Origin of the sequence: Paucibacter sp. KBW04 (genome assembly GCF_003852425.1) — a bacterium.
Lineage (GTDB): Bacteria > Pseudomonadota > Gammaproteobacteria > Burkholderiales > Burkholderiaceae_C > Paucibacter_A.
In genome coordinates this window covers 42,877-62,137 of the sequence record NZ_QAJN01000020.1, presented here as the reverse complement: position 1 = coordinate 62,137, position 19,261 = coordinate 42,877, and the positions used below count along the sequence as shown (strand labels likewise).

At 63.2% G+C, this 19,261-nt stretch carries 22 protein-coding genes; 7 read left to right on the top strand and 15 right to left on the bottom strand.

Translation table 11 applies throughout. The annotated features are described in order from the left end of the window. Positions 1-292: 292 nt before the first annotated feature. A complete protein-coding gene (gene ptsP, locus DBR47_RS23065) occupies positions 293-2,074 on the bottom strand; it encodes a phosphoenolpyruvate--protein phosphotransferase (RefSeq protein WP_124454580.1) in 1,782 nt (593 codons plus the stop codon). A gap of 124 nt (positions 2,075-2,198) precedes the next feature. Between ptsP and DBR47_RS23060 the strand changes: the two genes are divergently transcribed. Beyond that, positions 2,199-3,020, top strand: coding sequence for a GNAT family N-acetyltransferase (locus DBR47_RS23060; RefSeq protein WP_124454587.1), 822 nt, complete (start codon positions 2,199-2,201; stop codon positions 3,018-3,020). A 30-nt stretch (positions 3,021-3,050) separates the two neighbouring features. Here DBR47_RS23060 and DBR47_RS23055 read toward each other — a convergent pair whose 3' ends face one another. The 3 genes from DBR47_RS23055 to DBR47_RS23045 form a co-directional block, all read right to left on the bottom strand. Beyond that, positions 3,051-3,320, bottom strand: a complete 270-nt coding sequence (locus DBR47_RS23055) for an HPr family phosphocarrier protein (RefSeq protein ID WP_124454577.1) — start codon at positions 3,318-3,320, stop codon at positions 3,051-3,053. Positions 3,321-3,326: 6 nt separating this feature from the next. Next, entirely contained in the window at positions 3,327-3,734 is a 408-nt protein-coding gene (locus DBR47_RS23050) for a PTS sugar transporter subunit IIA (protein WP_124454575.1), read from the bottom strand. Positions 3,735-3,830: 96 nt separating this feature from the next. Next, positions 3,831-4,379: a hypothetical protein gene (locus DBR47_RS23045; protein WP_124454573.1), complete on the bottom strand. Its 549-nt coding sequence runs from the start codon at positions 4,377-4,379 to the stop codon at positions 3,831-3,833. 51 nt (positions 4,380-4,430) lie between these two features. Between DBR47_RS23045 and DBR47_RS23040 the strand changes: the two genes are divergently transcribed. The 3 genes from DBR47_RS23040 to DBR47_RS23030 all read left to right on the top strand — a co-directional run bounded on the left by DBR47_RS23040 (position 4,431) and on the right by DBR47_RS23030 (position 7,585). Next, positions 4,431-5,693 carry a CaiB/BaiF CoA-transferase family protein gene (locus DBR47_RS23040; RefSeq protein WP_124454571.1) on the top strand — a complete coding sequence of 421 codons (1,263 nt, stop codon included), beginning with the start codon at positions 4,431-4,433 and terminating at the stop codon, positions 5,691-5,693. Between the two features lie 177 nt (positions 5,694-5,870). Further along, positions 5,871-7,049: a hypothetical protein gene (locus DBR47_RS23035; RefSeq protein ID WP_124454569.1), complete on the top strand. Its 1,179-nt coding sequence runs from the start codon at positions 5,871-5,873 to the stop codon at positions 7,047-7,049. A 26-nt stretch (positions 7,050-7,075) separates the two neighbouring features. After that, on the top strand, positions 7,076-7,585 hold the full coding sequence (locus DBR47_RS23030; RefSeq protein ID WP_124454567.1) for a peroxiredoxin: 510 nt from the start codon (positions 7,076-7,078) through the stop codon (positions 7,583-7,585). Positions 7,586-7,683: 98 nt separating this feature from the next. Here DBR47_RS23030 and lipA read toward each other — a convergent pair whose 3' ends face one another. After that, positions 7,684-8,688, bottom strand: coding sequence for a lipoyl synthase (gene lipA / locus DBR47_RS23025; protein WP_124454564.1), 1,005 nt, complete (start codon positions 8,686-8,688; stop codon positions 7,684-7,686). A gap of 50 nt (positions 8,689-8,738) precedes the next feature. Then, positions 8,739-9,410, bottom strand: coding sequence for a lipoyl(octanoyl) transferase LipB (gene lipB, locus DBR47_RS23020; RefSeq protein WP_124454562.1), 672 nt, complete (start codon positions 9,408-9,410; stop codon positions 8,739-8,741). A 100-nt stretch (positions 9,411-9,510) separates the two neighbouring features. Here lipB and DBR47_RS23015 point away from each other — a divergent pair, with 100 nt between their 5' ends. After that, the gene (locus tag DBR47_RS23015) at positions 9,511-10,215 is read left to right on the top strand and encodes a tetratricopeptide repeat protein (protein ID WP_124454560.1); all 705 of its coding nucleotides are present in this window, start codon (positions 9,511-9,513) and stop codon (positions 10,213-10,215) included. Here the strand turns inward: DBR47_RS23015 and DBR47_RS23010 are convergent. From DBR47_RS23010 to DBR47_RS22980, 7 genes are read right to left on the bottom strand one after another with little or no spacing between them, the layout of a single operon-like run. Continuing rightward, the gene (locus tag DBR47_RS23010; protein ID WP_197047239.1) at positions 10,199-10,498 is read right to left on the bottom strand and encodes a YbeD family protein; all 300 of its coding nucleotides are present in this window, start codon (positions 10,496-10,498) and stop codon (positions 10,199-10,201) included. The genes DBR47_RS23015 and DBR47_RS23010 overlap by 17 nt on opposite strands. 18 nt (positions 10,499-10,516) lie before the next feature. Further along, positions 10,517-11,419, bottom strand: a complete 903-nt coding sequence (locus DBR47_RS23005) for a D-amino acid aminotransferase (protein ID WP_124454558.1) — start codon at positions 11,417-11,419, stop codon at positions 10,517-10,519. A 60-nt stretch (positions 11,420-11,479) separates the two neighbouring features. After that, positions 11,480-12,637 carry a D-alanyl-D-alanine carboxypeptidase family protein gene (locus DBR47_RS23000; protein ID WP_124454556.1) on the bottom strand — a complete coding sequence of 386 codons (1,158 nt, stop codon included), beginning with the start codon at positions 12,635-12,637 and terminating at the stop codon, positions 11,480-11,482. Between the two features lie 54 nt (positions 12,638-12,691). Beyond that, entirely contained in the window at positions 12,692-13,312 is a 621-nt protein-coding gene (locus DBR47_RS22995; protein ID WP_124454554.1) for an alpha/beta hydrolase, read from the bottom strand. Positions 13,313-13,327: 15 nt separating this feature from the next. Next, a complete protein-coding gene (locus tag DBR47_RS22990) occupies positions 13,328-13,654 on the bottom strand; it encodes a ferredoxin (RefSeq protein ID WP_124454552.1) in 327 nt (108 codons plus the stop codon). 40 nt (positions 13,655-13,694) lie between these two features. After that, on the bottom strand, positions 13,695-14,807 hold the full coding sequence (locus DBR47_RS22985; protein WP_231512467.1) for a VanZ family protein: 1,113 nt from the start codon (positions 14,805-14,807) through the stop codon (positions 13,695-13,697). A 19-nt stretch (positions 14,808-14,826) separates the two neighbouring features. Continuing rightward, positions 14,827-15,255: a CopD family protein gene (locus tag DBR47_RS22980; RefSeq protein WP_124454548.1), complete on the bottom strand. Its 429-nt coding sequence runs from the start codon at positions 15,253-15,255 to the stop codon at positions 14,827-14,829. 359 nt (positions 15,256-15,614) lie between these two features. On the opposite strand from DBR47_RS22980, the gene hemB reads away from it, so the two are divergent. Then, on the top strand, positions 15,615-16,622 hold the full coding sequence (gene hemB / locus DBR47_RS22975) for a porphobilinogen synthase (protein ID WP_124454546.1): 1,008 nt from the start codon (positions 15,615-15,617) through the stop codon (positions 16,620-16,622). 17 nt (positions 16,623-16,639) lie between these two features. After that, on the top strand, positions 16,640-17,737 hold the full coding sequence (locus DBR47_RS22970) for a magnesium transporter CorA family protein (RefSeq protein WP_124454544.1): 1,098 nt from the start codon (positions 16,640-16,642) through the stop codon (positions 17,735-17,737). A 2-nt stretch (positions 17,738-17,739) separates the two neighbouring features. Here the strand turns inward: DBR47_RS22970 and ybeY are convergent, their stop codons facing one another. Further along, positions 17,740-18,189, bottom strand: a complete 450-nt coding sequence (gene ybeY / locus DBR47_RS22965; protein WP_124454542.1) for an rRNA maturation RNase YbeY — start codon at positions 18,187-18,189, stop codon at positions 17,740-17,742. After that, complete coding sequence (locus DBR47_RS22960; RefSeq protein ID WP_124454540.1) at positions 18,186-19,220, bottom strand: PhoH family protein; 1,035 nt, start codon at positions 19,218-19,220, stop codon at positions 18,186-18,188. Before DBR47_RS22960 ends, ybeY begins: the two co-directional genes overlap by 4 nt. Between the last annotated feature and the right edge of the window lie 41 nt (positions 19,221-19,261).

Here is a 19,261-nt window from a genome sequence, read left to right as displayed (position 1 = left end):
GCGGGATTATGACTTGTTTTCCTCAAACTCGTCAAGCGTTTTAAACAATTTGTTTTCGACGCTTTCCACTCACTTCTTATCTTCACCGCCTGCCTTTGCTCGTTTCCGAAACAGAAGACTTGCTAGCAGCGAAGCCCTCTACTGTAGCACAGGATTTCATGGGGAAACAGCAAGAATCAAGAATAGCTCCAAGCCATTCGTAGGGAAGGCGTCTGCGCGAGCCCGGGCGGGTAGCAATGAAGCAAAGAACGGGGCTAAGCCCAGGCACGCTCGACACCGAATTCGGCGTGACTCAGGACTTGGCTGCGCCCTTTTGAAGACTGAAGGCCAGCTCAGCGTCCCGCTGAGGATCCTCACTCACCAGCAGATCAGGCATCAACCGTGCCAGCCGCGACGCATCGGCCCGCAATATGCGCTGCTTGACCGAGGGGATCTGGGACGGATGCATGGAGAAACTACGCAAGCCCATCGCCAGGAGAATATCAGTGAAGGCAGGATCACCCGCCATCTCGCCACAAACACTGACAGACTTGCCCGCAGCCCGCGATTGGGCAATGGATTGGCTGAGCAAATGCATCACTGCCGGATGCCAGGGGTCATACAGATGCGCCACGGCCTCATCGGCGCGATCAATGGCCAAGGTGTATTGAATCAAGTCATTGGTGCCGATGGACACGAAGTCCACATGCTGAAGCAGCAAGGGCAGCATCACGGCGGCGGCAGGAATTTCGATCATCACCCCAAGATCGACCTTGGTGAAGGCGCGGCCCGCATCGGTCAATTGCTGCTGAACCTTTTTGATCGACTCAAGAATCTGCCGGATTTCACTCAGGTGCGCGACCATGGGGATCAGCAGCCTAACCTTGCCGAAGGCACTGGCGCGGTAAATGGCGCGCAATTGCTGGCGGAACATACTGGGCTCCGCCAGGCTCCAGCGGATTGCCCGCAAGCCCATGGCCGGATTCAGCACATGCTCGTGCCGCAACTCGCTGGCACTCATGCGATCCAAGGGCTTGTCGGCGCCCACGTCCACCGTGCGTATGGTCACCGGCATGCCGCGCATGGCCTCGACGGCGGCACGGTAGGCCAAAAACTGCTCATCCTCACCCGGCAACTCGCCGCCGCGATTCATGAATAGAAATTCGCTGCGGAACAAACCCACGCCGGTTGCACCGGCCTCAACGGCAGCCACGGCGTCCACCGGCAATTCAATATTGGCGTGCAATTCCACCCGCTCACCATCCAGCGTCACGGCCGGGGTGTGTCGCAGCCGCGCCAGGCGGGCGCGCTCCAGCTCGCTTTGCCGCTGACGGAAACGGTATTCCTCCAGCATGATGGGTGAGGGGTTGACGATCACCGCGCCGGCATCGCCGTCGATGATGACCCAATCATCCTGCCGAATCAGGCGCGAGGCTTCCCGCGTGCCAACGATGGCTGGAATGTCCATGCTGCGCGCCACGATGGCGGTGTGCGAGGTCTTGCCGCCAATATCGGTGATGAAACCGTGGAACACGCTGCGCTTGAACTGCATCATGTCGGCAGGCGCAATATCAGCAGCCACCAGCAGCAAGGGGTCTTCACCGGCGAAGTCACGCTGCACCACGCTGGCCGCATCGGTGGGCACACGCCCCTGCTCACGCGCCAGCGAACTCAAAACCCGCTCGACCACCTGCTCCAGATCAGCCTTGCGCTCGCGCAGATAGTCGTCCTCCATCTCATCGAACTGACGAGCCAGCACTTCCAGCTGCGCGGAGAAAGCCCATTCGGCGTTGTAGCGGCGGTCAATGATCCACTGCTTGGTGGCCCCGATCAGGGCCTCGTCGTGCAGCAGCATCAGGTGGACGTCTAGCAGGGCGGCCAGTTCGTGCGGAGCGTCGGCCGGCAGATCCTGCTTGAGTGTCTCGAACTCCAGCGCCACCTCATCGCGCGCATTGAGCACGCGCTGAATCTCGGCATCCACTGCGCCGTCGGCAATGAAGTAATGCGCCACGTCGACACGACTGGACGCGACCAAAACAGCGCGACCAATGGCCACGCCACGCGATACCGGGATGCCAAAGACCTGAAAGCTCATGCACCGACTTTAGCAGCCACTGAGACTCAGCCTTCGCGTCATGGATTCGTCATGCGCGAGTCACGCCCGCGTCACGCCCAAGCCCGAGCATTTACTGGCGATCAACGACTGCACGAGGCTGTCCATGCGGGATATTCCAATGCCCACCCTGCCCTTTTCCGATGCCAGCGTCGGCAACGCGCCGCGCCGTACGCCTGCGGCAAACCACGCTGCGCCACGCCTGCATGTGAGCTGGGCCCGTGACGAGGCCGAGGTCCGTGAAGCCCAACGCCTGCGCTACAAAGTCTTTGCCGAAGAAATGGGCGCAAGACTGAGCCTGCCCAACGGTTCACCCAAGGGTTTGGACATCGACGCCTTCGACGCCTTTTGTGAGCACCTGCTGGTGCGTGAGATCAAGCACGATGGCAGCCAAGGCAAGGTGATTGGCACCTACCGGGTCTTGACCCCGGCCGCGGCCAAACGCGCCGGCGGCTTGTACAGCGCAACCGAGTTTGACCTGACTCGCCTGCGCAGCTTGCGTGAGCGCATGGTGGAATTGGGCCGCTCCTGCATCCATCCCGAACACCGTTCGGGCGGGGCCATCATGGCCTTGTGGGGCGCGCTGGCCGAGTTCATGTTGCGCAATGAGCTGGACACCATGATCGGCTGCGCCAGCGTCAGCATGCGAGATGGCGGCCACTTCGCCGCCAGCTTGTGGAAGCAGCTAGAAAAAACACATCTGGCCAGCATCGAATGGCAGGTGCGTCCCCGCCTGCCATTGCCGGTGGATGATTTACGCCATGACATGGCCGTCGAAGCCCCACCGTTGATCAAGGGCTATCTGCGCTGCGGCGCACGCATCCTGGGCGCGCCGGCCTGGGATCCCGACTTCAACACGGCCGATCTGCCAATGATGATGCGCATCCAGGATCTGCCTGCGCGCTACCGCCGCCACTTCATGGAGTGAAGTGCGCTCGCGTGCGGAAGGGCAGTCTGCTTACTGCCCTTCGCCGAACTTGTCGTTCACCAGCGCGGTCAACGCCTCGTGGGCGGCTTGTTCGTCCGGGCCTTCGGTTTCCAGCTCCACCTGGGAGCCCAGGCCAGCGGCCAACATCATCACGCCCATGATGCTCTTGGCATTGACGCGGCGGCTGTTGCGGCTCATGAACACCTCACATTGGAAAGAGCCAGCCAGCTTGGTCAGCTTGGCGGAGGCGCGAGCATGCAGCCCAAGCTTGTTGCTGATGGTCAAAGTGCTTTTGATCATGAAGGTTCAGGACTCGGAAGAAGGGTTCAGCGGCGCATCGCCGCACAACATGATGCCGGCGATCCCGCCATCCACGGCGCGGCGGGCCAGCACATCCAAGGGCTCTTTGGCATAACAGAGCGAACGCCACAACATCGGCGCATTAACACCACAAACCACCCGTACCGACTCACCCGCCAAACGCAGGGCGGCATTGTGCGGCGAGGCGCCAAACACGTCGGTGAGGATGAGGTTTTGCGCATGACCGGCAGCCGCCAGGTGCTCACGCGCGGCCGCTTCAATGGCCTCCACCGACATCTCGGGCGTCACATCCAGCACCGACAGCTGCGGCGCGCAATGCGGGAAGGTGTGCTCGGCCACGGCTTTGAGCGCGGAGGCCAGGGGGGAGTGAGCGATGACGAGGAGTCCGGACATGGGAGGATTATCAAGGGTGCGCGTGCCACCCAAGCCTTCAGGGGCATGCAAAAGTCATGGAAATGCGGCGGCCGTAAGACAAGGCATGCCGAAGGCTCAAGGGGCGTCGCCCAACTTGATGGACTCCACAAAGCTCTGCCAGGCGCGCGGGTCGGCCTTGGGGCCCAGCATCAAGGCCTGGTAGACCTGCTGCCCGCGAGTGAACACGGCCAGCTGAGCGACCTGGCCTGCGGCACTCAAGGTCTGCTGCTGGGCAAAGGGGCTGGGCGTCATGCCGGCTATTTGTACCGCAGTCAAATCACCCGCCTGAGCGGAGAGCTTGCTGACTAGGCTCTCGCGCATGCCTTGCAAGGCCGGCCCAATTTGCGCAGGCTCCGCCACCTGAGCCCAGGACAAGGCAAAGGTCGCACCCGCCGCCTTGCATTGAGCCAAGCCCATGGCGGCCGGCGCCTCGGGCGTGGCGGCGCGTTGATGCATCTCGGGCTTGCAGGGGAAGAGCAGGCGGGCATTCGAGCCCTCGGGCCTCGCTTCGCGCCAATCCAAGCCGGGCGAACAAGCGGCCGTCAGAGCGGCGGCCAGCAGCAAGGCCCACCGCCTCTTCGGACCGGCCAGAACATTCCAAGAAGCATGCGTGCGCGTTTTCATGCGGGCATTATCGGAGGCAGGCGCCGCAAGGCCTGAAGCACAATCAATCGCATGCAGACAAGCTCAAACGAAACGCAAAACCCGGCCGCGTCCGCCCTCTCACTGGCCGGTGTGCGGGTGCTGGACCTGTCCCGCGTCCTGGCCGGCCCCTGGTGCACCCAGACTCTGGCCGACCTGGGCGCCGATGTGATCAAGGTGGAGCGCCCTGGCAGCGGCGACGACACCCGCGCCTGGGGCCCGCCCTATCTGAAGGACGCGGACGGCGCCGACACCAGCGAAGCCGCCTACTACCTTGGCGCCAATCGCAACAAGCGCTCCATCGCCATTGACATCGCTTCTGCGCAAGGCCAGGCCTTGATCCGCAAGCTGGCCGCAAAGGTCGATGTCTTGGTCGAGAACTTCAAGGTCGGCGATCTGGCCCGCTACGGCCTGGACGCCCAAACCCTGCAGGCGGAGAACCCTGGCCTGGTCGTCTGCTCCATCACTGGCTTCGGTCAGACCGGGCCCTACAAGGATCGTGCCGGCTACGACTACGCCATCCAAGGCATGGGCGGCCTGATGAGCGTGACCGGCGAGCGCGACGACCTGCCCGGCGGCGGCCCGCAAAAAGTGGGCGTCGCCGTGGCCGATCTGTTCACCGGGCTCTACGCCACCGTGGCCATCCTGGCGGCCCTGCGCCACCGCGACGCCACCGGCCAAGGTCAGACCATAGACATGGCCTTGCTGGACACCCAGGTCGCCATGCTGGCCAATCTGGGTGCCAACTACCTCTGCACCGGCAAGGCACCCGGCCGCATGGGCAATGCCCATCAGAACATCGTGCCCTACCAGGTCTTCGAAGCCAGTGACGGGCATCTGATCGTCGCCGTGGGCAATGACGGCCAGTTCGCCAAGTTCAGCGAAATCGCCGGCCACGCCGAGTGGGCGGCCGATCCGCGCTTCCAAAGCAATGCCCAGCGCGTGCGTCACCGGGACGAACTGGTGCCACTGATTGCCGCGGCCCTGAAGACAAGGCCGCGCAACAGCTGGCTGGCCGACCTGGAAAAGGCAAAAGTACCCTGTGGTGCGATCAACAACTTGGCCGAAACTTTCGCCGATTCACAGGTACAAGCACGGAAGATGACGGTGGCCATGGCACATCCGCTGAGTGAGGGCTTGAAGCTGGTGGCCAACCCCATCAAGCTGTCGGCCACGCCGGTGAGCTATCGCCATCCGCCGCCACTGCTGGGGCAGCACACGCGCGAGTTGCTGAGCGAGGCCGGGCTGACGCCAGCGGAGGTGGAGCAACTCATCCGTGATCAGATCGTCGCTTGAAAAGAGGGCTTCGTGAAAAAATTCGCATTGATCAGACGGCAAAATGAGCTGACGTCAAGTTCCCCCGGATCGAGGGATGGACGCTGACCAGCATCACGATGACCATCGAGGCGCTGCGGGGATGCCGCCACCCAGTCCTCCACTTCACAATGGTTTTCCTGCAGAGTTCCACCACGCATGGTCAAGCCAACGCAACCCAATACTCAAGCACTTGCCAGCCCTGCCGCTGCCAATGACGTGGCCGCTGGTCCCAGCCACACGCAGTGGGGCGAGATCGTGCAGCTCTTGGGTGCGGAGATCGCCGGCCCCCTGAGTTCGGCCCTGGAACGCATTCACGGTCTGGTCAGCACCGGCCAGATCGACCGCCAAAATCTGCGCGCCCTGCGCGACAGCGTCACCCAAGCCCGTGAGGCCGGCATGATGGGCCAGCAACTGGCCCGCTTGGCCTCGGGCCGCCTGCGCCTGACGCGCGAGCGCCTGCATCTGACCCAGATCCTGCGCGGCGTGCTGACCCAGCGCAGCCGTGAAACCCAGTCGCGCGGCATTCAAGTCCGCCAGGTCTTGAAGCCCATCGAAGTGATGGCCGATGGGTCCCTGCTCTTCGGCCTGCTGAACGCCTTGATGGACTGGGCCCTGGCCAACACCCACTCCTCCATCGACCTGCGCCTGGATCTGACCTCCTGGCCGGCCAAGGCGCGCCTGGTCTGCCGCTTCGCCCATCGTTCTCTGGAGATGAGCGACGACCCGCGCAGCAAGGAAATGCCCGAGGCCCTCAACTCCCTGCGCTGGCGCTTGGTGGAGCAGACCGCCATCACCATGGGTGTGCTGCCCCTGCGCGAAGACGAGGCCGGCATCACCGTGCTGACCCTGGAGTTCCCCCACACGGTCGGTGATGAGCCGGGCCTGTCCGGCGATATCGTGCCGCGTGAGGCACGCTGGGAGCCCGAGCGCCCGCAGGACTACATGCCTTCCAGCAACTCCAAGCCCCTGGCCGGCAGCCACGTCCTCATCATTGCCCAGACCCGCGATCTACGGGTACAGATCCAGGCCGCCGTGCAGCATATGGGCTTGATCGTGGACGTGGTGGGAGGCATGGAAGAAGCAACCCAGTTCTGCGCCGAAGGCCTGCCGCATGCCATCGTGTTTGAAAGTGCTTTGCGTGGCCCCGACTTCGACCTGCTGTTCGAAGACGTGATGCGCGAGGTGCCGAGCTTCAGCTTTATCGAGGTCATGCCCGACCCGCATATGACCCAGCTCTCCACGGCCACCGCCGACGGCCTGGCTCGCATCTCACGCCAGCATCTGGTGGATGCCCTGCCCTCGGTGCTGCTGTTCGAACTGTCAAAAGAGTTCTGAATTGACCGCACGCTAAACTGCAGGCCATGAATGCAACTCGATGGATAGCCCCGGCTCTGCTCCTGGCCGCGCTCGCGGGCGGCGGCTTCTGGGCCAGCCAAAACCTGGGCAAGGGCGAACAGGCACCGCCGGTCAGCTATGTCTTGCTGGACGGCGTCAAGCGCGACTCCAGCCAGTGGACGGGCAAGGTCATGTTGGTAAACTTCTGGGCCACGAGCTGCACGACCTGCGTCAAGGAGATGCCCGAGATCATCGCCACCCACGAGAAATTCAAGGCCCGCGGTTTCGACACCCTGGCCGTGGCCATGAGCTACGACCCACCGGCCTTTGTGGCCAATTTCGCCGAAAGCCGCCGCCTGCCATTTGGCGTCGCCATCGACAACACCGGCGAGATCGCCAAGCAATTCGGCAAGGTGCAGCTCACACCGACCACGTTTTTGATCAATAAGCGCGGTGAAATCGTCAAACGCTATGTGGGCGAACCCGATTTCGTGGCCCTGCACAGCCTGGTGGAGAAACTGCTGGCCGAGAGCTGAAACAAGCCCACCCGCTCGCTCGCTGGCAGCCCCCAAATAAAACAAGCCGCTGAGGTCCTCGGACCTCAGCGGCTTGTCTGTTTTAGCGGGGCTGCTATTTACTTCGCGGCGGCCGCGTCAATCGCTTGCGTGGCAAGTTCGGCCTGGTGGTCGGCGTGATAGCTGGAGCGCACCATAGCGCCCACGGCCGCATGGCTGAAGCCCATTTTGTAGGCCTCGGTCTCGAACATCTTGAAGGTGTCGGGGTGCACATAGCGGCGCACCGGCAGGTGGTGGCCCGAGGGCGCCAGGTACTGGCCGATGGTCAGCATGTCGATATTGTGTTCACGCATATCACGCATGACTTGCAGAATCTCTTCGTCCGTTTCACCCAGGCCCACCATGATGCCGCTCTTGGTCGGCACATGGGGCACTTCTTCCTTGAAACGCTTGAGCAGATTCAGGCTGAATTGGTAGTCGGAACCCGGGCGCGCTTCCTTGTACAGACGGGGTGCGGTTTCCAGATTGTGGTTCATCACATCGGGCGGCGCGGCGCGCAAGATGTCCAGGGCCCGGTCCATGCGGCCACGGAAGTCGGGCACCAAGACCTCGATCTGAGTGGTGGGGCTCAGCTCACGCACCTGGCGGATGCACTCGGCGAAATGGCCGGCGCCACCGTCACGCAAGTCGTCGCGATCCACGCTGGTGATCACCACATACTTGAGCTTCAAGGCTGCGATGGTCTTGGCCAGATTGACGGGCTCATCGGCGTCCAAGGGGTCGGGGCGGCCATGGCCCACATCGCAGAAGGGGCAGCGGCGGGTGCACTTGTCACCCATGATCATGAAGGTGGCCGTGCCCTTGCCGAAGCACTCGCCGATATTCGGGCAAGAAGCCTCTTCGCAGACGGTGTGCAGCTTGTGCTCACGCAGAATCTGCTTGATCTCGTAGAAACGGGTCGAGGGCGAACCGGCCTTGACGCGGATCCAGTCCGGCTTCTTCAGCATCTCGGCCGGCACGATCTTGATCGGGATGCGGGCCGTCTTGGCTTGCGCCTTTTGCTTGGCGCTGGCATCGTAGGCCTCGCCAGTTTTCAGTTCATGGGTGATGTTGTCGCTGGCCATTTTTGCCTCGTTACCGCCTCGGTTCCCGCCTCTTTTGGAGGCCTCGGATCTCAGCGTTCCAGCTGGGCGCCAAGGCGCTCACCGAAACGCTGGGCCACCAGGGCCCACTCCGCACAAACCCCAAGTGTAACGAGGTCCACCGTCGCCAGCCCCGCATAGCCACAGGGATTGATGCCTTGGAAGGGCTTCAAATCCATGTCCACATTGAGGGCCACGCCGTGATACGTGCAGTGCCGGCTGACCTTGATGCCCAGGGCCGCCACTTTGCCCAGGCCACGAAACGGGTCCAAAGGATCGGCCGGTCCGGTCAGCGCGGCGTGAGCGCCGGGCTCGTCCAGGCGCACATAAATACCGGGCGCACCCGCCACGCGATGGCCGGTGATGCCAAAGGTCTCCAGGGTCTGGATCACCGCCGCCTCGAGGCGAAACACGTACTCGCGCACAAAGTAGCCAGCACGCTGCAGATTGATCAGGGGGTAGGCCACCACCTGGCCAGGGCCGTGGTACGTCACCTGCCCGCCCCGGTTGGTTTGCACCACCGGGATGCCGGCGCTGTTCAACACATGGTCGGCCTTGCCGGCCAGGCCCTGGGTGTAGGTGGGCGGGTGTTCGCAAAGCCAGATTTCATCGGGCGTCTCGGGTCCGCGGGTCTCGGTGAAGCTGCGCATGGCCTCCACCGTGGCCGCATAGTCCACCAGGCCCAGAGTTTTCACAAGAATCATGGGCGCAATGGTAGCTCGCAGCCTGTAAGGCCTGCGCCTCCTGGGGCGACTCAAAGCCAGCTAGTCTTCAACCCTGCCAAACTTTGCACCAGGAAACGCCATGAAAAAAACTGCCGCCTTGTCGCCCCTCCTGCTGGCGCTTTGCATCAGCCTCATGGCCATGACGCCAAGCCGTGCCGACACTATGGCCCAAGCGCTGGCGGCCTACGAAGCGGGGGACAGCAAAACGGCAGCCCAGCTGTTCCAGGGCTTGTCCGCCCAGCAGCTCCCCCTGGCCGACTACAACCTGGCCATGATGCATCTGCGCGCAGAGCTGCCCCAGCCCGAGCCCCAAAAAGCCCGCCGCCTGCTAGAGCGTGCCGCCGCCCACCGCCTGGTACGGGCCGAGCTAGCCTTGGGGCAGTTTTACGAGATGGGGCTGCAGTCCAAGACCGGCAAATCAGATCTGGCGCAGGCCAATCGCTGGTATGCGCGCGCCGCCGAGCATGGCAGCGTCGATGCCCAGGTCGCCCTGGCCACCGCTTTCTATCTTGGGCGCGGCATCGCCAAGAACGAGGTGCAGGCCGCGCATTGGTTCCGGGCGGCGGCGAACGGCGGGGATGTAGGGGCGCAGTACCTGCTGGCCTCCATGTACGAGACAGGCCTGGGCTTAGCGCCGGACCTGCGCCTGGCGCGCTACTGGTACGAGATCGCCGCAGCCAATGGCGATGAGGCGGCGCCCTTCAAGCTCAAGGAGGTGGACGCAAGGCTGGGCTCGGTGGCAGCGCCCCAAACAGGCGAAGACGCCGTCAAAGCACCACTTTGACCATGGGGTGGGTGCTGAGGGTGCGGTAGAGCTCGTCGAGCTGCTCGCGGCTGGTGGCGGTGACGGTGACGGTCACGCCCAGATAGTTGCCGGCCTTGCTGGGGCGGGTCTCAACGGTGGCCGGATCAAACTCGGGATCGAACTGCTTGGCTACGGCCACCACGGCCTCCACATAACCCTCCACATGCGCGCCCATCACCTTGATGGGGAAACGCGAGGGGTATTCGATCAGGGACTGCTCGGGGGGAATCTCCGGCAGTTGAGGGGGAATCGTCTTGCTCATACAAATAACTCGTTAAATTCAGATGGATTGCCTGCGCTTGGCCGCCTGATAGGCCTCGTACAAGCGCGCATACACCGGGCCGGGCTTGCCATGCAGAGCGCCATGCCCGACCGGCTGGTGATCCAGCTGAGTGACGGCCAGCACTTCCTTGGTGGCCGAGCTGAGGATGATCTCATCGGCACTCAGCAACTCCAGCTCGGAGATGGGGCGCAGATTGAAGCCCACACCGATGTCTTCACATAGCTCACGCAGCAACTCGACGCGTATGCCTTCCAGCACATGCTCGCTCTTGGGCGGACCCAGCAAGGCACCTTCCTTGACGATCCAGACATTGGAGGCCGAGGCCTCGGTCAGAAAGCCATCGCGCAAGAGAATGGTTTCGCTCGCGTCTTGATCGGCCGAGATCTGCCGTGCCAACACATTGCCCAAGAGCGAGGTGCTCTTGATGTCGCCGCGCTCCCAGCGAAAGTCCCGCGAGGTGACGCAGGCCACGCCCTGATGGCGCTCCTCGGCGCAGGGCCAACGGGCCGGCGTGCTGTAGGCAAACACGGTGGGCGTGATGTCGGCGGGCATCACATGGTTGCGCGGCGCCACGCCCCGCGTCACCTGCAAATAGACCCATTGATCATCGGCGCCCACGCCTTCGATCAGCTGGCGAGCAACGCCCAGCCATTCGGCGCGCAGCAAGGGGCTGGCGATGCGCAACTTGGCCAGGCTGCGTTCCAGCCGGTCCATATGCGCCTCAAAGCGGAACAAGCGTCGCTCATAAACCGGCAACATTTCGTAGACCCCATCACCAAAGATGAAGCCCCGGTCCATTACCGACACCTTGGCCTCGGCCAAGGGTGTGAACTCGCCGTTGAGGTAGCAGTCCACCGCGGGCAGGCTGCCAACTCCACTCGCTTGCTTTTGATTGCTCATGCGCTGATCCTCACAAAGCCCTTGTTCCAGCGCATGAGCTTACGCCGAAGCGCCGTGGTTTTACTTAATCCAAAGCCGCAAAGCATCCCAAGCGCGGCCAAAGATGCCTGCCTGCGGCACGGCTTCCTGCACGATCAGGGGCACTTCGGCCACCGGCACGCCGGCCGTGGTGGAAATCTTGACGGTGCCCACACGCTGGCCCTTGGTCAGCGGTGCGACCAGGGGGTCGGTACGCTCCACCTTGGTCTGCAGCTTGGCGCCATCGCCACGCGGCACGGCCACGAAGACGGCACCCGCTGCGCCCAGCTTGGCTTGGGGCGCTGCGCCCTTCCAGACCGGCACGGTGGCGATTGCCTGATCCTTGTCAAACAGGCGCACGGCGTCAAAGCTGGTGTAGCCCCAGTTCAGCAGCTTCTGGCTTTCGCTGGCGCGGGCTTCCTTGGAGGCCGTGCCCATCACCACGCTCAGCAGGCGACGCTTGCCATTCGGAAAGTCACGCTGGGCGCTGGAAATCAGGCAATAGCCGGCAGCATCGGTGAAGCCTGTCTTCAAGCCGTCCACCGTGGGGTCACGGCGCAGCAGCAGATTGCGGTTCTCCTGGCGGATCTTGTTGAAGGTGAAGTCCTTCTGCGAGTAGTAGCTGTAGTGCTCGGGGAAGTCGCGAATCAGATTGGCGGCAATCACCGACAGATCGCGCGCGCTGCTCTTATGGCCAGGCTCGGTCATGCCGGTGGGGTTCTTGAACTCGGTGTTCTTCAAGCCCCAGGCCTGGGCCTGGCGATTCATCATCGCGACGAACTGCTCCACCGAGCCGGCCACACCTTCGGCCAGGGCGACCGAGGCATCATTGCCAGACTGGATGATCATGCCGCGCAGCAGCTCATCGACCTTCGGGCTCATGGTGGTGTCGATAAACATCAGCGAAGGATCGCCCTTGCGCTCATCCCAGGCGCGCTTGGACACGGGCAGGGTCTGCTCCAGCGTCAGCTTCTTGTCGCGCAGAGCGCCAAAGACGATATAGGCCGTCATCAGCTTGGTCAGCGATGCCGGGTCGTTCGGCTTGTCGGCGTCGTACTCGGTCAGCACGCGGTTGGCGGTCATGTCCAGCAGCAGATAGCTGCGGGCGGCCAGCTCGGGCGCTTGCGGCGCTTGAGCCTGGGCGGAGGCGGCGCTAAAGACACTGGCAGCGGCCAGCACGAGGGCAATCAGTCGTTTCATCAGGGAAGGTCTCAGGGACAGTAAAGCAAAGAGGGCCGCGCGTCCGTCCGCCGTTCAGGCCGGCCAGGCACCCAGCACAATGCTTTTGAGCAGCGGGAGCTGCCCGTGGAAAAAATGCCCAACACCGGGGACCACGGTGATGGGCAGGGATTGCGGCCTCGCCCAGTCCATCACGGAGCTGAGCGGGACCACATCGTCTTGTTCGCCGTGGATCACCAAGGTATTGGCGGGCACGGCGGCCGTGTCAAATCGGCTGGTGGCCGGTGCCACCAGCAGCAGGCGGCGGGCACGCAGGCCTTCAGGCAAACGCAAGGCCGCTTGCGAAGCCACATAGCCGCCGAAGGAGAAGCCTGCCAGCAGCAGAGGCTCATCCGCCTGGCGCAGGGCTTGCAGCACGGCCAGGGCATCGTCGATCTCACCACGGCCTTCATCCCAAGCACCTTCGGACTTGCCGATGCCACGGAAGTTGAATCGCACGGCGCGCAAACCCATCTGCACACAAGCGCGAGCGACGGTCTGCACCACCTTGTTGTCCATGGTGCCACCCTGGGTCGGGTTGGGGTGGCAGATCAGGGCCATGCCCGTCGTCGCCTGCTCCTCGGCAGGCAAATCGATGGCGCATTCAATCGCGCCGGCAGGGCCCGCGATGAGCGTCTTTTGGGTGCGTGAATTCATAGCCAGCACAGACACTCAGCGGCCGATGTGATCGGGCAGGCGCAAGCGCTCCACCACCTCACCTTGCTTCAAGTGCTTCTCGACGATTTCGTCGATATCGCTGTTGTCCACATAGCTGTACCAAACCGCTTCGGGGTAGACCACCGCCACCGGGCCACCGGCGCAGCGATCCAGGCAACCGGCCTTGTTGACCCGCACGGCGCCCACACCGCCCAGCTCCAACTCGCGCACCCGCGCCTTGCAATGATCAAAGCCCTGTTGAGCCCCATGTTGCGCGCAGCTGTTGTCGCCGTTCTCGCGTTGGTTGAGGCAGAAGAAGATGTGGCGTTCGAAATAGCTCATGGCTTGATTGTAGGCAGGCGCTTGTTAAAACCCTGGGCGCTCAAAGGCTTCGGCGGCCGATCAGGGTCAGCAACCAGGCGATAGAGGCAAAGGGCCAGACCCAACCAATCCATTGCGCCAGGCCGTAAAGATTGATGAAACGCCCTTGCTCCCAGGCCTGCAGACTCATGTGCAAATAGGGGCTGGTAGGCGCTTGATTGATCAGGGCGATCAAGGCACACAAAACCAAGAGGCCGAAGGCCGCACACAGACGCCGCGGCAGCAACAAGGCCAAGGCCGCCAGGATCACCCCCGCAGCGAGACCCGGCCAGCTTGCCAGCGTCAGCCAGGCCCAGGCATGTTGAGGTCCGAAGTTCATGGCCGTGGACAAAGCCGTCGTCAACATGCCCAAGCTCAAGAAGCCCATGACCAGCCACAGGCGACGCCAACCACGCTGGGCTACGGCCAGCGCCAGCAGGCTGGGCGCCAGCAGGCCCAGGGCAATGATGATGGCCTCCACGCCGGGCGGCAGCGCGCGCGCCATGTCCAAAGCAACATCGGCATCCTCGGCCCACTGCAGGGCCCAGGGGGTGTCCTCCAGCGCACTCACCGCCAGGCTTTGCAGACGCGGCAGCCACTGACCCAGACCCAGGGGAACCGGCGTCGGGAACAGCAGGCCCACCGGCCACAAGGCCAGCAAGGCCAGGGCGCCCGCGCAATGCGGCTGGAACCAATAGGCCCGCAACTCATGCCAGCGTCGCAGGCCTCCAAAATGATTCAGCAAAAGGCCTAGCAAGACGCCCATCCAGGCCCCGCCCACATTCAAAAGCCAGTCCAGCGAGGACGGCACCCGCCCCGGCAGAAAGAACTGCAAGGTCTCCAGCAGGAAGGACAAGGCGGGCGCCGGCAGCAAGCCCAGCAACAAGGCGCCCCGCAGACTCAGGCCGCTGCGCAGGCCCGCGGCCAAGCCCAGGAGACCCAGGGGCGCATAGCCCAGGGCATTGGCCTGCATATCGAAATTGCCGAAATACTTGGGCCAGGGCAGGCCGATCAGGTCGCGCAAGGCCATGCCTGGCGGCCAGGTCCAGGGCCAGAAGGGGTAGAGACTGGCGTAGACGATCAGGGCCAGATAGGCCAACAGCAGCCAGGTGGCGGAACTTTGCCGACGCACCATATTCAAGTCCCGGCCTCGCTTAGAAAGGCTTCACCACCACCAGAATCACGATGGCCGCAAACATCAGCACCGACACCTCGTTGAAGAAGCGGTACCAGCGATGCGGGCGCTTGTTCGTCAAGGTCTCAAAGCGGTGCAGGATGCGCCCACAAGCATGGTGGTAGCCGCCGACCAGCAGCACCAGGCCCAGCTTGGCGTGCATCCAGTAATTGCCGGGGCCACGACCAATGCCGTAGTACAACCAAAGCACCGAACCCAGCAGCAGCGCCGGCACCATCAACAAAGTGCTGAAGCGGTAGAGCTTGTGCGCCATCAGCAGCAAGCGCTCGCGCTCGGCATGGCTCTCGGTCGGTACCATGGCCAGATTGACGAAAAGCCGCGGCAGATAGAACAGGCCGGCGAACCAGCTCGCGACGAAGACGATGTGAAAGGCTTTGATCCAGAGCATGGGCCCATTATGCGGGCATGGGAAAACCCGCTGGTTCTGAGCGAAGATCTGGGCAGCAAGCCGCAAGCCAGCAAGGTCCGGGCAAAAAAAAGCCCCGGCCAAAAGCCGGGGCGCTAAAGCCTTATCGCTGTCATCACGCTAAGGCTCCTGCTCAGGGAGGAAAAGCAGGGAACGACGACCTTGCGGCTATCATTCGGAGTCAATATTAACAGAATTGATACAGCTGCGAACGTACGGACAATTGCTTAGATTGAGCATTTTGCCCCTGAAATCAGGCTCAACCCCCTCAGTTCGGTGAGCGACGATAGGCCTGTTGAGCGGCCCTTCCGAGCCCCCAATTTCTGCGCCAACCCAACACCATGACCGCTGCCAAACCCGCCCCCTTCCCAGCCAGCCGCCCCCGTCGTCTGCGCTTTGATGCCTTCACCCGCGCCCTGGTGCGCGAGCACGCGGTCAGCTGCAACGATCTGATCCTGCCGGTGTTTGTGCATGAGGGTCAGGACCGGGTGGAGCCCGTGCTGTCCATGCCCGGCGTGTCGCGCCTGAGCCTGGATCATTTGCTCAAGGTGGCGGACGAGTGTGTGAGCCTGGGCATTCCGGTGCTGGCCCTGTTCCCCGTCATCGACGCCTCGCTGAAGACGCCCGATGGCAGCGAGGCCACCAACCCCGATGGTTTGATTCCGCGCGTGGTGCGTGCCCTCAAGGCGCATGCGCCGCAGCTGGGCATCCTGACCGATGTGGCCCTGGACCCCTTCACCAGCCATGGCCAGGACGGCGTGCTGGACGAGAAGGGCTACATCATCAACGATCGCACGGTGGAGATGCTGACCGCCCAAGCCCTGGTGCAGGCCGAGGCCGGCGTGGACTTTGTGGCGCCCAGCGACATGATGGACGGCCGCATCGGCGCCATCCGCCAGGCACTGGAGGCCAAGGGCCACATCCACACCCGCATCATGGCCTACAGCGCCAAGTACGCCAGCGCCTTTTACGGCCCCTTCCGCGACGCGGTGGGCTCGGCCGGCAATCTGGGCAAGGCCGATAAAAAGACCTATCAGATGGACCCCGGCAACAGCGATGAGGCCTTGCGCGAGGTGGCGCTGGACATCGCCGAGGGCGCGGACATGGTGATGGTCAAGCCCGGCATGCCTTACCTGGACATCGTGCGCCGGGTCAAGGACGAGTTCCATGTGCCGACCTTTGCCTACCAAGTCAGCGGCGAATACGCCATGATCAAGGCGGCAGCCGCCAATGGCTGGCTGGATCACGACGCGGTGATGATGGAGTCTTTGCTGGCCTTCAAGCGCGCCGGCGCCGATGGCGTGCTGACTTACTTCGCGCTGGAAGCCGCCCGTCTGCTCAAGCGCTGAGCGTTGAGCACTGAAACATGCGCTTCTTCCACATCCACGGTGACCGTTTCATCGAACTGGGTCAGCTACCCGCAGACCTGCCCTCCGAGGGCTTTCTGTGGGCCAGTTACGCCCGGCCCGAGTTTGAACAACGCTTCAGCGAGGTGCAGCAAAAACTGCAGCGCTGGGACTGCGGGCAGTTGGTGGATCTGCATGTCTCCGATCTGATCAATGCCCAGCTGCCCTCGCACTTTGACTACACCTCCTGGTATGACCTGATCGTGTTCCGCCGCTTGGCGGCCCTGCCGGGCTCGGAGAATTTGCTGGCGGACGAGCAAGCACCCAGCGCCAGCGCGGCGGCCCAGGCCTTGAACGCCATCGACACCAGCCCCATAGGCTTCGCGGTCTTCGACCATGTGCTGATCTCGGTCCACCCGGCCGACTGCGTGGTGCGCGACTTCTTCGCCGACAAGCTGGGCCACCTCACCGAGGGCCGCGATCTGCGCGGCAGCGCCCGCCTGCCCACCAGCCCGGCCGAGCTGATGCTGCGCATGGTCAATCACACGGTGGACAACTATCTGGAGCTGCGCCGCCTGCTGAGCCGCCATCTGGGCAGTTTGCAGCGCGAGTTGATGGATGCACACAGCCATTTCGACAACTGGTCTCTGCTGCTGGCCTCGCGCGATGCCTTGCACCGTCTGGAGGAAATCAGCGAGGACCAGCGCAGCGCCATCCAGGAATGGATAGACGCTTTGGACGAATGGCCGCTGAGCGAGGATCCCCAAGTGCGCCGTGAGCGCGAGCTGCTGCGGGTGCGCTCACGCGATGTGCTGGAACATATCGAGCGGGTGCTGACCCATGTGCGCCGGCTGGAGTCCTCCTCCGAGGCCGCGGTGCAGATGCATTTCTCGGCCCTTGGGCACCGGACCAACAGCATCATGCGCACGCTGACGGTGCTGACCGCCATCTTTCTGCCGCTGAACCTGATCACCGGCATCTTCGGCATGAACTTCGACGGCCTGCCCTTGATTCACAAGGCCGCCGGCTTCTGGGTCGCTTTTGGCCTGATGCTGGCCGTGGGCCTCAGCTTGGGGCTGTTCTTCTGGCGCAAGCGCTATTTAAGCAGCCGCCATTAGTTTCAGTTAGTAATCGCGTAGGGGTCGGCAAAGCCCAGGCCTTGCAGGATCTCGCTCTCCCGCGCTTCCATGCATTCGGCCTCGTCGTCTTCCTCGTGGTCATAACCCTGCGCATGCAGGGTGCCATGGACCAGCATATGGGCGTAGTGGGCAGCAATGTCCAACTTGGCCTCGGCGGCCTCACGCTCCACCACCTCGGCGCAGATGACCAGGTCGGCACACACCACTGGCTCGGCGCTGTAGTCAAAGGTCAGCACATTGGTGGCGTAGTCCTTGGCGCGAAACTCGGCATTCAAGCGCTGGCCTTCCTCGGCGCCGACGATGCGCACCGTGATCTCGCCGGGCAACTCCAGAGCCGCACGGATCCAGCGCGCCACCTTGTGGCGCGGCAGCAGGGCGCGGTGGCGCGGGTCGGCAAACTGCAGGGACAAACTCAACTCGGGCTGGCTCATGCAGCACCTCCATCATTTCGGGCCGACAGCTTGGCCAGCATGGCCGAGCGTGCCTCATAGGCTTCCACAATCCGCGCCACCAGGGGGTGACGCACAACATCTGCGCTGGTGAAGCGGGTCATGGCAATGCCCTTGACCTTGGCCAGCACCCGCTCGGCATCCACCAAGCCGCTGGTCATGCCCTTGGGCAGATCGACCTGGCTGGTGTCGCCGGTGACCACGCATTTGCTGCCAAAGCCGATGCGGGTCAGGAACATCTTCATCTGCTCGGGCGTGGTGTTCTGCGCCTCGTCCAGAATCACGAAGGCATGGTTGAGCGTGCGGCCACGCATAAAGGCCAGGGGGGCCACTTCCAGTTGGCCTTTCTCAAAGGCCTTGGTGACGCGATCAAAACCCATCAGATCGTAAAGCGCGTCATACAAAGGGCGCAGATAGGGGTCAACCTTGGCCGTCAAATCGCCGGGCAAGAAACCCAGGCGCTCGCCGGCCTCCACCGCCGGGCGGGTCAGGATGATGCGCTGCACGCTGCTGCGCTCCAGCGCATCCACCGCGCAAGCCACGGCCAGATAGGTCTTGCCCGTGCCAGCCGGCCCCAGGCCGAAGGTGATGTCATGCGCCATGATGTGGCGCAGATACTCATGTTGACGGGGCGTGCGGCCCGCCAAATCGCTGCGTCGGGTGCGCAGCACCAAGGGCTGTTCCTCGCTAGGCAGGGTGGGGCTCACCATCGCTGCCGCACGTTTGCTGCGGCCCTTGACTGCCGCCGCCGCCACCTCACCGGCGGCTTCGGCAATCGCCAGCTGCAAAGTCTCGGGCGGAATCGAGCGGCGCGCTCGTTCATACAAGGTCTGCAACAAGAGCAGGCCGCGCTCGGCCGCAGCCTTGAGGCCATCGATGCGGAAGCGCTCATGCTGACGCGTGATGCGCAGACCCAGGGCCAGCTCGATCTGGCGCAGATGCTCGTCCAGACTGCCGCACAAATGGGCCAGGCGCCGGTTGTCGACCGGGGCAAACTCGTGGCGAAGAATCACGTCAGCACTTTCTCAATCAAATCCAAGAAAGTCACTATTGT

Bases quoted from the DNA above. Each gene is read 5' to 3' on its own strand.
- DBR47_RS22990 (WP_124454552.1), bottom strand. From the start codon at position 13,654: ATGAGCTATTTCGAACGCCACATCTTCTTCTGCCTCAACCAACGCGAG.
- ybeY (WP_124454542.1), bottom strand. From the start codon at position 18,189: ATGAGCCAGCCCGAGTTGAGTTTGTCCCTGCAGTTTGCCGACCCGCGC.
- DBR47_RS23005 (WP_124454558.1), bottom strand. From the start codon at position 11,419: ATGAGCAATCAAAAGCAAGCGAGTGGAGTTGGCAGCCTGCCCGCGGTG.
- DBR47_RS23050 (WP_124454575.1), bottom strand. From the start codon at position 3,734: ATGTCCGGACTCCTCGTCATCGCTCACTCCCCCCTGGCCTCCGCGCTC.
- hemB (WP_124454546.1), top strand. From the start codon at position 15,615: ATGACCGCTGCCAAACCCGCCCCCTTCCCAGCCAGCCGCCCCCGTCGT.
- DBR47_RS23000 (WP_124454556.1), bottom strand. From the start codon at position 12,637: ATGAAACGACTGATTGCCCTCGTGCTGGCCGCTGCCAGTGTCTTTAGC.
- DBR47_RS23045 (WP_124454573.1), bottom strand. From the start codon at position 4,379: ATGAAAACGCGCACGCATGCTTCTTGGAATGTTCTGGCCGGTCCGAAG.
- DBR47_RS23060 (WP_124454587.1), top strand. From the start codon at position 2,199: ATGCGGGATATTCCAATGCCCACCCTGCCCTTTTCCGATGCCAGCGTC.
- DBR47_RS23030 (WP_124454567.1), top strand. From the start codon at position 7,076: ATGAATGCAACTCGATGGATAGCCCCGGCTCTGCTCCTGGCCGCGCTC.
- DBR47_RS22985 (WP_231512467.1), bottom strand. From the start codon at position 14,807: ATGGTGCGTCGGCAAAGTTCCGCCACCTGGCTGCTGTTGGCCTATCTG.
- DBR47_RS22970 (WP_124454544.1), top strand. From the start codon at position 16,640: ATGCGCTTCTTCCACATCCACGGTGACCGTTTCATCGAACTGGGTCAG.
- lipB (WP_124454562.1), bottom strand. From the start codon at position 9,410: ATGATTCTTGTGAAAACTCTGGGCCTGGTGGACTATGCGGCCACGGTG.
- DBR47_RS22980 (WP_124454548.1), bottom strand. From the start codon at position 15,255: ATGCTCTGGATCAAAGCCTTTCACATCGTCTTCGTCGCGAGCTGGTTC.
- DBR47_RS23040 (WP_124454571.1), top strand. From the start codon at position 4,431: ATGCAGACAAGCTCAAACGAAACGCAAAACCCGGCCGCGTCCGCCCTC.
- lipA (WP_124454564.1), bottom strand. From the start codon at position 8,688: ATGGCCAGCGACAACATCACCCATGAACTGAAAACTGGCGAGGCCTAC.
- DBR47_RS23010 (WP_197047239.1), bottom strand. From the start codon at position 10,498: ATGAGCAAGACGATTCCCCCTCAACTGCCGGAGATTCCCCCCGAGCAG.
- DBR47_RS23015 (WP_124454560.1), top strand. From the start codon at position 9,511: ATGAAAAAAACTGCCGCCTTGTCGCCCCTCCTGCTGGCGCTTTGCATC.
- DBR47_RS23055 (WP_124454577.1), bottom strand. From the start codon at position 3,320: ATGATCAAAAGCACTTTGACCATCAGCAACAAGCTTGGGCTGCATGCT.
- DBR47_RS22995 (WP_124454554.1), bottom strand. From the start codon at position 13,312: ATGAATTCACGCACCCAAAAGACGCTCATCGCGGGCCCTGCCGGCGCG.
- ptsP (WP_124454580.1), bottom strand. From the start codon at position 2,074: ATGAGCTTTCAGGTCTTTGGCATCCCGGTATCGCGTGGCGTGGCCATT.
- DBR47_RS23035 (WP_124454569.1), top strand. From the start codon at position 5,871: ATGGTCAAGCCAACGCAACCCAATACTCAAGCACTTGCCAGCCCTGCC.